Origin of the sequence: Amycolatopsis sp. NPDC051061 (assembly GCF_040682935.1) — a bacterium.
In the GTDB taxonomy this organism is placed as follows: Bacteria; Actinomycetota; Actinomycetes; order Mycobacteriales; family Pseudonocardiaceae; genus Amycolatopsis.
The window spans coordinates 64,934-80,011 of sequence record NZ_JBFBBZ010000018.1 but is presented as its reverse complement, the minus strand read 5'-3'; the positions used below and the strand labels follow the sequence as shown (position 1 = coordinate 80,011).

General features: G+C 68.8%; 10 protein-coding genes and 1 pseudogene. 8 read left to right on the top strand and 3 right to left on the bottom strand.

Translation table 11 applies throughout. The annotated features are described in order from the left end of the window. Nucleotides 1-10 precede the first annotated feature (10 nt). The 7 genes from AB0N03_RS24595 to AB0N03_RS24565 all read left to right on the top strand — a co-directional run bounded on the left by AB0N03_RS24595 (nucleotide 11) and on the right by AB0N03_RS24565 (nucleotide 10,899). The gene (locus AB0N03_RS24595; protein ID WP_364376008.1) at nucleotides 11-4,393 is read left to right on the top strand and encodes a hypothetical protein; all 4,383 of its coding nucleotides are present in this window, start codon (nucleotides 11-13) and stop codon (nucleotides 4,391-4,393) included. A gap of 61 nt (nucleotides 4,394-4,454) precedes the next feature. Continuing rightward, entirely contained in the window at nucleotides 4,455-5,138 is a 684-nt protein-coding gene (locus tag AB0N03_RS24590; protein WP_364376005.1) for a Crp/Fnr family transcriptional regulator, read from the top strand. Between the two features lie 58 nt (nucleotides 5,139-5,196). After that, a complete protein-coding gene (locus AB0N03_RS24585) occupies nucleotides 5,197-5,895 on the top strand; it encodes a Crp/Fnr family transcriptional regulator (protein WP_364376002.1) in 699 nt (232 codons plus the stop codon). Between the two features lie 83 nt (nucleotides 5,896-5,978). Continuing rightward, nucleotides 5,979-7,481 (top strand): hypothetical protein, encoded by a 1,503-nt coding sequence (locus tag AB0N03_RS24580; RefSeq protein WP_364376000.1) that lies wholly within the window; start codon nucleotides 5,979-5,981, stop codon nucleotides 7,479-7,481. A gap of 28 nt (nucleotides 7,482-7,509) precedes the next feature. Beyond that, nucleotides 7,510-9,423 (top strand): hypothetical protein, encoded by a 1,914-nt coding sequence (locus AB0N03_RS24575; RefSeq protein ID WP_364375997.1) that lies wholly within the window; start codon nucleotides 7,510-7,512, stop codon nucleotides 9,421-9,423. Next, nucleotides 9,404-9,649, top strand: coding sequence for a hypothetical protein (locus tag AB0N03_RS24570; protein ID WP_364375995.1), 246 nt, complete (start codon nucleotides 9,404-9,406; stop codon nucleotides 9,647-9,649). The genes AB0N03_RS24575 and AB0N03_RS24570 overlap by 20 nt, the downstream gene beginning before the upstream one ends. Next, entirely contained in the window at nucleotides 9,646-10,899 is a 1,254-nt protein-coding gene (locus AB0N03_RS24565; RefSeq protein WP_364375992.1) for a CHAT domain-containing protein, read from the top strand. The genes AB0N03_RS24570 and AB0N03_RS24565 overlap by 4 nt, the downstream gene beginning before the upstream one ends. Nucleotides 10,900-10,904: 5 nt before the next feature. Here AB0N03_RS24565 and AB0N03_RS24560 read toward each other — a convergent pair whose 3' ends face one another. Together AB0N03_RS24560 and AB0N03_RS24555 are read right to left on the bottom strand one after the other, a co-directional pair. Next, nucleotides 10,905-12,041, bottom strand: a complete 1,137-nt coding sequence (locus AB0N03_RS24560) for a hypothetical protein (protein ID WP_364375989.1) — start codon at nucleotides 12,039-12,041, stop codon at nucleotides 10,905-10,907. Then, the gene (locus tag AB0N03_RS24555; protein ID WP_364375987.1) at nucleotides 12,038-12,733 is read right to left on the bottom strand and encodes a hypothetical protein; all 696 of its coding nucleotides are present in this window, start codon (nucleotides 12,731-12,733) and stop codon (nucleotides 12,038-12,040) included. The genes AB0N03_RS24560 and AB0N03_RS24555 overlap by 4 nt, the downstream gene beginning before the upstream one ends. Nucleotides 12,734-12,838: 105 nt before the next feature. Between AB0N03_RS24555 and AB0N03_RS24550 the strand changes: the two genes are divergently transcribed. Next, complete coding sequence (locus AB0N03_RS24550; protein WP_364375984.1) at nucleotides 12,839-13,663, top strand: hypothetical protein; 825 nt, start codon at nucleotides 12,839-12,841, stop codon at nucleotides 13,661-13,663. Between the two features lie 840 nt (nucleotides 13,664-14,503). On the opposite strand, the pseudogene AB0N03_RS24545 reads toward AB0N03_RS24550, so the two are convergent. Further along, nucleotides 14,504-15,025: pseudogene (locus AB0N03_RS24545) on the bottom strand (transposase). Nucleotides 15,026-15,078: the final 53 nt, after the last annotated feature.

Sequence of the window (15,078 nt, the reverse complement as noted above, 5' to 3'; positions counted from 1 at the left end):
GGAGGTGTCGATGTCCCCGATCCCCGAGATCGTTCCTCAGGGCATCCCTTTGTCCAAGGACATCGTGGGAAGAGTCCACGACGCGGTCGTGCGGATCACCACGTCCCGACAGGGCTGGTGCGGCCCAGTGGAATCAATCGGGATACGACGGGTCATCGGCGGCGGACGCAGTGGTGCTCTCGTTTTGGAGGTCGTGCTGCGGGCCGGTTCGGAACGTCGCCAACGCGTCGTCAAAATCGGGTCTCCCGTCGAGATGGCCGCCGAGTTCGCGAATTTCCGGCGGTTTCTCGGCGATTACCCGGCCGCTGTGTGTGCGCCTATTCAAGAGGTGACGGACGGCGCGCGCGACGGGGCCGGCGACCCGGCCTCCGAAACTGAAGCCGTCGTCTACGCGCACGTCGCGGACTACGTCGGCCGATCAGAAGTGTCGGCGGTGACGCTCGAAGACGTCGTGATCGAAGCGTTCAAGGGCAGCGAAGCCGAACTCGAGCGGGCCCTGAGCCTGATCGCCGCGTTGTTCACCGCGATGGCGACACCGTTCCACAACCGGCAGGTGGTGCGGGCCGAGCGAAGCTTGCGCGATCTCAACCCCGCGCTCGGGCCCGACCTCGTGGTCGAACCCGGCGCGGTGACCGCGTGGCTCTCGTACCCGGAGGACGTCTTTCAGGCGTCCCTCGGAGACGACGGCTTCGAGCCCGGGACTTCGATCCGGCTGGCCGATCCGGCTCATTCCGCCGTGCGTGTCGTGCTGCGTCCACCGTGGGACGGCCCGATCGTGGGCGTGGTGGTGAGCTCGCGGTTCGCCGAGCGGCGAGTGCGCTTCGACGCGGCGTTCGGGGCCGTCGAGCACGCGGCGGAGGTCGTCGTGGCCGATGGCGTCCGCACGGCCGACCCGGCGCACGGGTTGCGGCCCGTGCTGACCGACCCGCGGCTCGGCCGGGTTCGCGGTGTCGTGCACGGCGACCTGAACGCCCGCAACGTCATGTGCGTGGACGGCCGCCCGGTGCTGATCGACTTCGCCCGGGTTGCCGACGACCACCCGATTTTCGCCGATGCGGCGTGGCTGGAGATCAGCCTGGTCCGGGACGTCTTCGCCGAGCTGTCCTACGGCGAGCTCGTCCGGGTGCAGCGGTTGCTCGCTCTGGCCTCCCGGCTGCAGCAGCCGGGTGTGGACGACCGGCTCGCGGAACTGCTCGAAGGAACGCCGGAAACCGCCTTCCGGATCCTGGCGAAGATCCGGTCGAGCGCGGTCCGCGCTTACCCACGGGAGGCCGTCGCCTGGCGCGACTACCTGGCGCAAGTCCACTTCGCCGCTTATCGGACCGCGAAGTGGGACGGACCGGTGCAAACCGCGGATAAACTGCGTGCGGTCCACGCCGCGGCCGGGGTGGCTACCGAGTGGCTCGCGTCGGACGACCCGTTCGCGCACTGGACGGATCCGGGCGAGGTACTGGCGTGCGTAGCGGATTTCGCCGACCTGGCGGATCCTGAGTCCGTCGATGTCGTCACCGGGCTCGTAGCGGCTGTCGACCGCGCGGCTTGCCCGGCGCACGAGGAGAACCTGCGCGAGCTGGCCGACCGGTACGTGATCGGGAATTTCGTGGCGGAGGCCCGCGAAGCGGTGCTCGAGCTGTCGCGCGAACACGACGACTTCCTGGCCACTGTGCCGGAAGAGCCGGCGGAGCCGCTCGTCCTTGTCGGCGGCGCCGGCAGCGGGAAGACGCGCGTCCTCCGCGAGCTCGCCTACCGGGCCGCGATGGACATCGCCCGCCCCGAAGCCGGAACGGCCGGACTGAGGATGCCCCGGCTGGTCGATGCCCGCCTGCTGCTCGCCGAAGGGACGGAAGGCGCGGGATTGCCACGGGAAGCGCTCGTACTCGGTGCGGTCCGACTGCTGGTGGACGGTGTCGACGACGTTCCGTTCACGGATCGGGAACGGCTGTTCCGCTTCGTCGCCGAACTGCACGGGCGATTCCCGCGCATCGCCGTGATCGTGGCGTCGCGGGATGGTGGCCAAGCAGAGCGGGCCGGGCTGCGCACGAGGCAGATCGATAGGTGGACTCCCGAGGCTGCCATGCGCTTCATCACCGGCAGCGGAGCCCGGTGCCCCATCCCGGACGCGGATCTCCCGGACCTCCACCGCGAGCTCGTCGCGCTCGGTGGCGTCACGCCGGGCATGCTGGCGATGTACGTGGACGCCGTCCGGGGACACGGCCGGACGATCCCCCTCGCGGAGGTCCACCACGAGTACTTCGCGGTCCGGCTTGGCGACCTCGAGCCCGCCGGTCTCGTCGAGGCGGCGGAGCTCAGCGTCGACTCCGGCGGTCCCGTGCCCGCACCCGGAGCGCCCGAGGAGTTCTTCGCTCGCGGCATACTCCGGCGCGAGGGCGGGAACGTGCTGTTCAACCAGGGGATCGAACGAGACTTCATCGCCGCGATGGCGCTCGAGTCCGCGTCGGAGGACCGGGTGTGCGAGCGGGCCCGGCGATTCGCCTGGCGACCCATCTTCTTGCTGGCGGCCCGCTTACCCGAGGTGCCGGACAGCGTCGTGACGATCGGCGTCCGGACGGTGGCGACCGCGGATCCCGAGTTCGCCGCGAAGCTGCTGCGTCTCCGGCCCTCGTCGGCGTGCTGCTCGGAGTTCGTCTCCGCCCAATCGGCGATCCTCGCCGATCCGGAACAGGGCCGCTTCGCGGCCCTCAGAGCCGTCGAATCCCTCAAAGCCGTCGGCACGCCCGAAGCGCTGCGAGAACTCAAGCGTCGGTTGACCGGGGGGACGATGCCGCTGAAGCTCATGATCCCGTCGCTGGTCGTGCTCACCCGAGAGCAGTCATCGCGGCCGGAAGCCTTCCCGGTGCCGAAAAATTGGCTGCGCAGCGTGCTCGGCATGCTGCTCGACGGGGGACGCCCGCCTGAGTCGCTCCGCGAAGTCATCCGAGTCATCGACTTCCAAGGCGTACGCGGCCTCGAGCTGATCCTGGCCCAGCTCGTCACCTCGGCCGATTCCGGCGTCGCTCAGGCAGCCGACGCCGAGTTGTCGTCGCTGGGCGTGGTACTGCCCGGTGCTCTCCGCACCGAGCGGCCGCGGTTGGTGGCGGCTCGCCTGGCCGAGGTCGAGCGACTGCTTCCCGAGTTGTGGACCGACGAGGAGATCCGGACGGCGCGGGCGGAGCGGCTCGAGCTACTACAGCGCCTGGACGACCCGGCGTGCTGGCTACCACGTCTGTACTCCTACGGCATCCGGCACGAGGTGGCCGATCGACTCGAGGGCCGGCTCGGCGACCCGATCGACCTCGGCGCGCTCCGGCACCTGGCGGATCTGGACGTCGGCGACGCCAACGCCTTGGCCCACCGGATCATGGCGCGGCACCCCCGGCGGCGCGACGAACTGGTGTTCGCCGCCGGTCCCGGGTCGCCGACGCCGGTGCTGCTCATCGCGGCGGCGGCCGTGAGATCCGCGGCGACGGTCGACCACGCTGCCCAGCTGGTGGCACGGCTCGCCGAGGATGATACGGGAGCGAGGATCGAAGGCTTGGCGGCCTTGGCCCACGCCGTGGCGCAGGCCGACACGGCCCGCGGATTCCGGGTCAGCAGGAGCGCCGCGCGCCGGCTGCGGGAGCGAGCCATCCCGGCGCGCCTGCATTGGCCGTGGACGACGATGCTCGCGTATACCGGGCCCGACAGCAGCGAACTGGACACCCTTCTCGCCGATGGCGAGGTCCAAGCGGTGGCCGAACTGGCCACCCGGTGTACAGCGCTCGACGGCGCACCGGACGAGCCTGCGCGGCTAGGCGAAGCCGCCCGCCACTTCCTGCTGACGGACCGGAGCGACGATCCGGTCGTCCGGGCGCTGGCCCTGAGCGCGGCCGGGCTCGTCGAGGGACTGCCGGAGATCGCGAAGCTGCTTTCCGATCGGAGCCTTGGCGTGACCGCGTCGACGATCTCCTCGGGGCAGTACGGTTCCCTCGAACTTGCCCCGTTGGCCGAGATCCTGCCGGCGTACGGCCAATTGGCCCGCAGGAGCGGGGAAACCGGACCAGCGATCCACGCGCTGGCCAGCGTGGATCCGACGGGCCTGCACGCCAGTGTCGCCGACGGGAAGGCGATCGCGCTGGGGTATCTCGGCGACTGGGTCCCGGTGGTCGAGGCCGCGCCGGGCGACGGCGGCCGCCTGGACGCCGCGGCCTGGTACACCCTGCGCCAGTGGGTCCCCGGCCCCGCGACGCCCACCGGCTTGTGCGAGCCCGACGCCATCGCGGGCTGGCTCGAACGGCGCTTGACGGATGCGATGCTCCCGGCGGGGCCCCGGTCGCTGATCCAGGAGCTCCTGTTCGAGATGGAGAGCCGGCACGGTGCGCTGCTCCCGGGCCAGCGCGCTACGCCGGACGGGTAGGAGAGCTGGTGGCCGGACGACCCGGCCTGCTGGGGTGATCGAAGGGACGGGAGGTGACGGGGTGGGCACGACTCCGGGCGGTCCGGGCCTCTTCGCCGTGCTCCCGGCCGCCACCGTTCAAGCTCTGCTGGGCGTCGGCGTCGAACGCCGATTCCAGCCCGGCGAGGTGCTGGTGTTGGAAGGCGACCTGACCACGCACGTCATGGTGCTCCTTTCAGGCTGTGTGAAGGTGACTGCCACCACGGCCGACGGCGGGCGGGCCCTGCTGGCCGTCCGGTTGCCGGGCGAGCTGATCGGTGAGCTGGCCGGGTTGGACGGCGGGCCGCGCTCGGCGACCGTGACGGCGGTCGGCCTGGTGAACACGCGAGTGATGACCCAAGCGGTCTTCCAGACATTCCTGAAGGAGCATCCGGATGCCGGGGTCGCCTTGAGCCGGTCGGTCGCGGCGAAGCTGCGGTGGGCGACCGATCGCCGGATCGACTTCAGCGGATACGACGTCCCGATCCGGGTGGCCCGGGTCCTCGCCACGCTCGTGCTGTCCCACGGGACTCGGACGGCCCGCGGCTGGGAGATCGGGTTCCCCATGTCGCAGCCCGAACTCGCGGCCTTGATCGGCGCGGCCGAGCCCACCGTCCACAAGTCGCTGACCGAATTGCGCCGCAAGTCCGTACTGGAGACGGGCTACCGGAAGATGACGATTCTCGACCTGCCCCGACTGCGGCGTCTCGCGGCTCTGCCGGACTGAGCCGCAATCCCGTTCTTGCACGGGGTTCGCGCGACCGGGGCACGGCACAGTCCGTCCGGTGACCGCCTCGTCTTGGCCGCCGCCGTCCCTGCTCGGCAGGCTCCGCCGCAAGGATGCCGACGCACTGCTCGATCTGGGCACGCCGGTCGGCTACCCGGCTCTCCAGCGCGTCATCCGCCAGGGTGACGCGGCTCAGTACTCACTGCTGGTCCTCCAAGGAACCGTCAAAGTCGTCGTCGACACCGACCGCGGACGCGACGTCGTCATCGCGGTGCGTGGCCCTGGTGACCTGCTGGGGGAGATGGCTACCCTGGAACGCCGCCCGCGGTCGGCGCACGTGATCACCTGCTCGGCCGTGCAGGCCCGCGTCATCCACAGCCCGGAACTCGCCGATTTTCTCGGCCGCAACATCGAGGTGAGCCTCGCGGTCGCCCGGATGCTCAGCGAGCGCCTGCGGTCTGCGGACCGCAGGAGCATCGACTTCGTGGTCTGCCCCGCTCCGATCCGGGTCGTCCGCGTGCTGCTCGAAATCGTCCAGCAGCACGGCTCGGCGACGGGATCCGGACACGAACTCGGGATCCCGTTGTCCCAGGCGGAGATCGCCTCGATGGCGGGTACCGGACTCAGCACGGTCGAGAAGGCCTTTCGCCGGCTCGAGTCGGCAGGGGTTCTCGGTCGCCGCTACCGGCGGGTGCTGATCATCGACCTGTCCGCCCTCCGCCGATTCGGGGAACTTCCTGGCGGAATCCCGTACTAGTACGGCGTCGGCCGTCGCGATCTGTCACAGAGTGATCTGCGTCCGCATGAGCCGTCCTGAAGAAGCCGTCCGAGAGAGTGCACATGCCGAAGCCCCGTGACCTGTTCCGCCGGAAGTTCCGCTCTCTGTTCAGCGCACTCGCCACGGGCCGCACCGGACCGGCTCCTGGCGACCAGTTGTTCGCCAGAGCGCATCCGGAGCACGTCGAGGTGACCGAATGCCACCACTACGAGCAGGAGATCTCCCGCAATCCGGCGATCGGCCCCGTCGGGTCGCCGACCGGGCGGATCGAGATCGTGGTGCCGTTCGACGGGGCCGACCACTTCACCCGTCAGGCTTGCGCCGACGTCGCGCCCGTGCTCGAAGCCGGCGCGAAGGATCCGCGGAGCGCGCTGATCGGTCACCTGGTGTTCGCCGGCCACCAGCACACGGACTTGGGCGCGGTGCTGGGGCTGGACGACAGCTACGGGGCTCTGCCGATCGAGGTACCGGTCACCGGGCCCGGCGCCCCGGGAGGCCGCCACGAGCTCCACCGGGATCGGCAAGCCGGGGTGATCCGGCACGAGTACCGGCCCGATCCGAACTTGCTCGATGTGTACCCGGTGAAGGTCGGAATCGAATTGCTCGACCCGGACACGCTCGGGGGCACGATCACGACCCACGATCCCGCCGACTTCGGGAATGCTTCCCAGCAGCCGAACTTCCGGCCGTACCTGTGGCTCCGGGTCAGTGTCAAGGTGGTGATCCCCTGGCAGGAGGGCCGGCCCGAGCCGTCTCCTGTCGTCGAGCGCATCTCCCTGCGCTGGCCGACGATCACGTCGCTGAACGTCTTGAAGGTCGAGCACGCGAATGTGGACGGCGGTCAGCGGCCGATCACCTACAACCCGGTGGACCGGACCATCGAATGGCGGAACGTGCCCATGGCGGCGGACGAGAACAAGCGGCGCGACGACGAGCTGTGTTTCTTGAGTGACGCCATGGTGGTGTCGATCAGGCAGCCCGGCGAGCTGTACCGGCAGGCGAGTCTCGACGGCACGGTCGAGATCGAAATCGCGGATTACCTGCTTTCCGGAATGCGGACACGGCTCTTCGGCAGCACCGGCCGTCGGGTCGAGGACGGTCATCGGGAGAGCACCCGGCTGACCTCGCAGGTCCACCTGATCCTGGCCGAGGCGTTCGCGAGGAGGAACCTCAGGCCGCACCAGCACCTCCACTTCGACGAAGTCATTCCGGAACAAGCTCGCATCGCCGACATCCACAACGCATTGGCCGACCAGGGCTTCGAAGTGGAGTTCAACGAGAAGTCGGAGTCGAACGGCGTACGGCGATGGCAAGGAATCGCCAAACGTTCCGAAGGACCGGAGACGATGACCCTGCGCATCCTGGTGGAGGGAAGCCGCCACGAGACCGAGCGCACGGTCCACAAGTCGGGTGGCCACTCCTACACCAGCAAACTGCCCAGCGGTGAGCTGAAGGTCTACATGTTCGGCCAGCTGCCGCGCACCAGCCGGGCAGTCACCCGCGAGATGAACGCGTTGCACGCCGCAGTCCGCGACCGGTTCGACCGGATCCGCGCATTGCGCTGATCCCGGATCTCGACGAGGAGTCCCGACGATGTCCTATGAGCTCCGCGAACGCGCTCCGCGCGTTCGCTGTCACAGCTGCGGTTCCGTCAAGATCTACGCGGTCTGCCACCACTGCGGCCGGCCCTTGTGCAAGCAGCACGTCCGCAGGCCGGCGGACAGCAGTGAATTCGAGGGTCTCGGGCTGTCGAGGACCCAACCCCACCACTGCGCCACGCACGACCACCTCGTCCTGGCGTCTCTCCGGCAGATGTTCTACGTGGCGGGCGGCATCGCCGCGGCAGGCCTGGTAGCGCTGCTCCTCCTACCACTCGCCGGAATCATTCTCATGTTCGGAAGTGCTTGTGCCGCGGTCGTGATCCGGTTCGAAGATCGCCGTCGCGGTCGCGCCGCGCTGCTCGACCGGCCCTCTTTGCCGGTCGTGCCGAGCATCGACTCGGTCGAGGTGCGTGAGGTGCTGCGCGGTGAGCTGGTCCTCGAAGCGGACGGCACCTATCGGACGTCGGTGACGCCGGTCGACGGTCACATCAAGGTCGAGACAACCTTCGGCCGTCCGGATCAGGACCGCCTGCGGGAGTACTGCAAGAAGTTCCGGATACCCGACCGCGGGGGCGTGCCGTTCTCGGCGGGCTATCTGGTGCTGAACGGTCCGGCCGGGCTCGAATTCACCGACCGGGTCGGCGGCGGTCCGGTCGTCCCGCTGGCCGGCATGGTCGGAACGCAACCCTTCCTGGCCTCGCACGGCGGCCCCGTCAGCGCGAAGTGGCAGGTGCGGCTGGGACATCGCGTCACCGGAGTGCCCGGCCGGAGCGAGATCCCGTTGTGGCTCACCCCGGCGCTGATGCCGGAGTCCGACCAGCGCACCCTCCAGCTGGACCTGCAGTGGCTCGGCAACTGGCCGTCGGCGGAATCAGGCCTCGACGCCGATCGCGTCGAGCGGTTGACGCTCTACGTCCCGGCCGCGTGGGGGAACGTCGAGTACGTCGAGGGAGCCACAGTCGGCAGCCGGGTCGACCCTGGCAGCGGCCGCCGGCTCATCGAGTGGAAGCAGGTTTCCCTCGACCAGGACAAACGCCGGTGCACCTTCGCCGTCCACTTCGAGGAGCGGATCAGGTTGACCGACGTGATCAAGGGGGCCCTGGTCGTCTCGTTCCGCGGGGCGTTGTCCGGGCTGGAGGGGGTGGACCTGTTCGAGCCACTCGGCGGACGGCGGCGCGGCGGCAGGTTCACCGACGTCAAGACCGAGGTCACCGCGGATGTCGAACTGAGCCTCAACGGAGTTCGCTACCAGGACATCCGCGTCGTCCCGGATCCGCGTAAAGACGACCCCGTGCAGATCCCCGAGGCACATGACTTCCCGGGCGTGATCCCGGACCACGAAACCCTGATCGCGCTCACGGACGCGATGAGTGGTGATGGCTACTACGTCAAGCGCGTCATCGAGAGCCCGCCGCGCGATCGCGGCCGCGCCGACCTCGTCAACCGGGCCTGGGACATCGCCGGGCGCCGCTATTTCGGGGTCTACCCGGTCGATTTCCACCTCGTGCTGACCGGTGAGGAGGTTTACGGCAGTGACATCCGCGCCGAAGCCGGCAACACCAAGGTGCGGCTCTACGTCAAGGGCGCCTTCGCGAGCAAGGAGATGGAGGACGAGATCGAGTCCGTCTGGTACGGGTTGCAGGGCATTATCACGGAGACTTTGCACCAGCGCAAACCGGGCCGATCGCACGCCGCGGTCGGAGCACGACACCTCGCGTCGGGTGCGCGGCTCCAAGAGCTGCGGCAGCGGCGTGAGAAATTCGAAGACGCGCTACTGGACCGGCGGATTTCCGAGGACGCGTGCCGGGAGTTCATCGCCCGTGTCGACCGCGAGATCGCCGGAGTGGACGGGGACCACGGCGGCACGCAGAGCTGGGAGGGGCCGAATGGGCTGGGAGTGCAGTGACTGCGATGCCAGGGAAGACAGCGGCGGCAAGGTGGTGGTCGACGCCGTGTGTCACCACTGCGGCAAAACGCTCTGCCGTTCGCACCAGCAGTCGGTGATCGATGACGCCTTCGCCGCGACCGACTCCGACGGCCTGATCCCGCTCGAGCGGATCGCCGTCCACTGCGAAAGCTGCCGCCGGGCCCACCACCCCCGGGCCACGCCCATGGACGGGAGGTTGCGATGATCCGGGCCGAGATCACTTCCGAAGGGCTGTACGCCGGCGAGGACGCGAACATCGTCGTGCACCTGCGCAACGACGGAACGACGGTGTGCACGAACATCCACTTCGCGCTCCGGCTGCCGGCCCAGATCCCGGCCTTGCGGGGAAACAAGGAGTTCGCGGTGCCGAGGCTCGACGCGGGCACCGAATGGACGGCGACGGTCAAAGTCCGGCCGTTGCGCACTGGGTCGTGGACGGCGACCAGCACGAATTTCTCGTTCCGCGACGAATTCGGGGACGGTCACCGCGTCACCGGCTTCCAAGCCGTGCTCGAAGTGGTGGCGCCCGTGGAGCCGCCGCCGGCGCAGCCGCCGAAGTTCGAGATCGAACTGTCGACTGTGCGCGTCGCGTGCGGTGAATGGGACGCCGTCAAGGGCGAGATCGTCAACACCGGAGGATCGGCCATCACCTGGGGGCGGCTCAGCCTTCAGGGCCCGTTCGCCGTCGACCCGAAGGGAACAGCTGTCTCACTCGGCCAGCTTCCGCCAGGAGAGAGGGAGCCGTTCGAGTTCCACATCCTGGCCAGGGAACCGGGACGTGCCGTGCCGCTCCACCTGATGGCGGTGTGCGCGAACGGGGCGGGTGGCCCGGTCGAGCGCGAGGTCCGGCGAACGGTCGCGGTGGGACATCTCGGCCAGCACTGGTCCGGGGGAGTGGAGATCCTCTACCTCGCCGCGAATCCGACCAACACCGAGCGGATCAGCTGGGACACCGAGGTGCGGGACGTGCGGGAGACCCTCCGGATGGGCGAGTACCGGGACCGGTTCGTCCTCCACGAACGCGGTGCCCTGCGAGTGCGGGACCTGATGCAGGCCCTGCTCGACTTTTCCCCGCGGATCGTCCACCTCTCGGGACACGGCACCGACGAAGGCCAGTTCCTGGCCGAGACCGCCGGAGGTGCCGGTCAGGCACTTTCGGTGCCCGGACTGGCCGCCTTGTTCGAAGAAGTCTCCGACACCGTCGAGTGTGTGATCGTCAACGCCTGCCACAGTGCGCGGCTGGCCGAATCGCTCTCGGAACACGTCAGCTACGTCATCGGTATGCGCAGCTGGCTCGGTGACCGGTCGGCGACGGACTTCAGCGTCGCGTTCTACATGGCACTGGCCGCGGGCCTGCCGATCGAGCCCGCCTTCAAACGGGGCAGGGCCGCGATGGCCATGGTCGACGAACGCCTCCACGGGCGGCACGTCCCGGTGCTCTACCACGGCCCGTGAGCGACTCACAACCGTGGTGTGTGCACCCACCCGCGTTCGGCGAAACCTTTTTCGGGGAAGATCGCGTCGACCGGCTCGAACCCCGCCGGATCGAGCTCTCCGCCGGACGCGGCGATCACATCGTTGAAAAGCACATCCGAAACGATCAGCGCGAAATCGGTCGAGGGGTCCCGCGCCAGCCGGCTGCGCAGCGGCGCGCAGTCGAGCAGCCGGTGCACAGCGACGGTCACGGCGCCGACCCAGCCGTTCGCGCCTGGGGCGACATGGCCCCGGTGCAGCGCGACCCGCAGCCGCAGCCGGGCCCGGTCGCTGAGGTCCGCGTTGACCGTGGCCAGCGCGGTTCGGACACCCTCGACGAGCCGGGGGATGACGACCGTTTCGTCCAGTCCGATCGGCAGGATCGCGAACTGGCCGTCGCCGGAGGGTTGGAGGTCGACGTCCTGTTCTGGGATTCCGGCGGCTCGCCGCGCCCGGGCCAGAACCTCCACGAGCCGTTCCTGCGATCGCGTGGCTTCGCTCACGGTGTACCGGCTGTAGGACACGGTGTCGGCGGCCATGCAGAGGCGCACGGCCGGCTTCCGGTCGCTGACCGGCTGGGGCGGCGCCAATGGGCGCCGCGCCCACCCGCGAGGCAGGGATACGGAAAACGGGACCGGGCCGGTGCCGCCGTGGAGCCGCCGGCGGTGCCAGGCGGGTCGCAGCAGGGTGCTGTCGAGGCGGCTCGCGCCGGTGAGTTCCGCGTGGTCCAGCGGTACCCACAGGATGGCGCGGACTTCGCCCGCCGAGGGCACCGCGGCGACGCCGAGCGGGTCGCCGGTGAGCCAGCCGCAGCCCTCCGGCAGTTCCGAGACGACCATCTCGGTGGTCGGCTCGGCCGCCACACCCGACAGTTCATGGATGCGCACCCGAGGGTCGGAGAATTCGGCGATCAAGTACGAGGCGGCGAGCCGGGCGCGATGGTCGGTGAGTTCCACGGTGTACCGCTGACGGATTTCCACCAGGCCCAGCCCGTCGGACGGCTCGCCGGTCGATTCGTCGTGCCGGACGGGGTGTGCCGTCGGCGAGCTGAGCCGGACTTGGCCGAGGGCGCGCTTCCGGGAAGGGGTGCGCAGCTGGGCGACACGAGATCCGGAAAGGGTCATCGCAGCGGTGGCAGGTCCGGGGCGAGCCGCGACGGACCGACCAGGAACGCACTCTGCGGGGCGATCAGGGCGCGATTCGAGCGGCCGTGGGCGATGTCGTCGAAATCGGCGAGCAGGACGCCCGGGTATGCCTCGTCTTCACCCGCTTCGGCCAGCGCTCGACTCAGGCGTCGCGCGGCGGAATTCGTCATGGCGAGTTCGCGCACTTCGAATCCACGAAGTTGCCGATAATTCTTGCCGGGAACGGGTCGAGGACCTTCTCGGACAGTTCGTACCAAGGCGAACTCCAATTCCGATACCGTCCTGCCCAGGCCGTGGACGCCGACTTCGGCGAGCTCTTCGCGCAGTTCTCGGCGCAAGCACTCGTCCGCGGCTTCGCGGTAGGCCCCGGAGGCGAACCAGGTCCGGAACCGGCGCACCGCGCCGGCCGGGAGAGTGCCGCGGAGGTCCGCTCTGAGCTTGTGATGTGGGGAACCCGTGCGCTCCGGTTGAAATCCGAGAGCGTCGAGTATCCGCGCTGCCGGCGGGAAGAACTTGATCACTCCGCCCGGTGGTCCGAAGGCGCCCGGTCGTTTGGGGGCGTCGAACAGCACGAACCGGTCGTCGTCGGCGAGGCGGAGCAGGACGCTGAATGAGATCCGCACGCGATCCCGGCGGCTTGGCAAGAATACCGGCGGGGGTTTCACGATCACAGCCCTCCCGTCGTTCGGAATCGTGACCTCGTGATCGTAACAGCTCCCCCCGAACCATCGACTGATCGATGGTTCGCACAGTCGGATAAGGGAAAGAGGATGGCCATGGGACTCTTCGGAGGCGGAGAAACGTTGTCGGAGGACTTTCGCGTCGCGTTGGCCGATGACGCGTCGCACCACCGTCGCATGATCGCCAAGGGCGAGCAGGACATCCGGTCGTACCTCCGGGACGGCGAGACCGTCCTGCTGATCGCCGTGGAGGATTTCACGGCGACGCGCACCTTGGTGGTGACCGACCACCGGTTGCTCGTCACGCGCAAAGGCGGTCGGGTCCTGGATCGTTCGGTCGCGCCGGAAGAGATCCGGGACGTCGAGGTGCGCCCGACCGACACGGGATCGTTCTACCTGGTCGTCGAGGGGCCGGGGACCGTGGTCAAGTTCCAGCGGCCCGGTGTCGCCTACTCCGTCGGCGAGGCGATCGAGAAACTGGCCCGGCGCCGGTCGCCGGCGGAGACGGGCTCGGCGCTCGCGGCAGCTGACGGCAGAGCCGTCCCCGTGCTGTATCCGGGCTTCTACCTGGACCTGCTCACCGAGACCGGTGTCCCGGCGACCCCGGAGAACGTCGTCAACCTGGTCGAGCGGGTGTTCGTGATGGTGATGGGGAAGGCGGACGAGTACTTCGGGCAGCTCGGTGACCACGATGCCGGTCGGCGGTTCCACGAGCGATTCGACGAGGGTGGCCCGGAGGACCGTGTGCTGAACTCCGTGGACGACATGGTCGACTGGCTTTGGGCATGGAATCCCCGCTGTCACAGACCGCTGACGAACCTCTTCCCTCGGATCCAGGAGCTCCTGCTGGAGCCCCAAAGCTTCCTTCGGACCGGGAACGGGCGCGTCCCGTCCTGGGCCGAGTACCAGGACAGGAAGTGAGGCAAGCTCGGCGAGCCAGGCCGACGGTGTGAGCAGACCCTGCTCGTGTCGCCGCGGCTGCCACCACCATGCAGACTGCCGTAGCGAGGCCGATCTGCGTGCCGATCGCCATGCCCGACAGACGGGACCTGGACGGTGAACGTCTCGCCATGGAGCGACGGCCAGACTTGCTGACCTCGTCGGAGCACGCCACGCCGAAGAGACGGGCGACGAACCTGACGCGAGCTAGTCGATTTAGAAGGTGGCCGGGGCCGGCAAAGTGCCGGTCGCGGGGCATGGATGAATCGGTCGTAGTATTCGTGCGCCGAGCCGGCTCCGGCTTCACCGGCGTGGAGCCGGACCCGGCTCGGACGCTGTGCCCTTCGACGCCCGCGAAGGGGATGCCGCCGGTGTTTCATGAATCGCGCTCCATGATCGTCATTGTCTGCTTCTTGAGGGCGTCGAGCTGTTCGATAACGACCTGCCGGTCTCGAGCCCGGCCGAGATCCGCCGCTGAGCGGACCTTGGCCTGTCGATCTGCCCCTACCAGCCGGTTCGCGGCTTCGAAGCGGTCCCCGCCTGCCATCCAGGCGGCGAATCGGCGGCACCAGATGGCACACGTTCCGGGCCGATCTCCGGCGACCAGATCATGTTTCTGCAGCTCGCCGATGGCACCTAAGCGCCGGCGCCATCGGCTCTTCCCAGCTGGGGCGACTTCGACCTCACGGCGTCCGCCGGGCATGTGACGGCCGCGGCCTGGCTGCCTTTCCCCGAGGCCTCAACGACCTCTTCCGCCAGTCGACCCGCGTCCGCCGTGGTCGCTGCTGACGTTGAAGGAGTCCCTACGAGCTGTCCGGTAAGTCATCGGAGCCAGAGGACGATGGCGGCGATGGTGAGTTCAGCCTGGTAGTGGGCAGCGCGTTGGACGTAGCGGGTAGCGAGGTTGCGGAACTGTTTGAGCCGGTTGAAGCAGCGCTCGACCACGTTGCTTGTAGAGCTGCGCGTCGAATGCGGGTGGCCGCCCGCCGCGGGAGCCCTTGCTCGCCCGGCGGAGTGCTGGTGGGCCCGGACCACGATGGAGTCGATCGAGATGATCCATTCGAGGTTGCCGACGACGTCGTCTTTGACGATCACCCGGTCGAGGATCTTGTCGCAGGTGCCGTCTTTGTCCATAGCCGCAGTCGTCCATGCTCGGTTTCCAGGGGCTATACCGTTCGGCCAGGTCACGCCACGGAGCGCCGGTGCGCAGCTTCCGCAGGATCGCGTTGATGACCTGACGGTGATCCCGCCACCGCCGTCGACCGCCTTGCACGGGTGGCAGCAGCAGCTCGATTACCGCCCACGCTTGTCCGTCAACTCACCGCGACCAACCACCGGGCACAACTACCAGAGGTCCTGCTCAACCACTTACAGGACACGCTCTAGGTGTACCGACC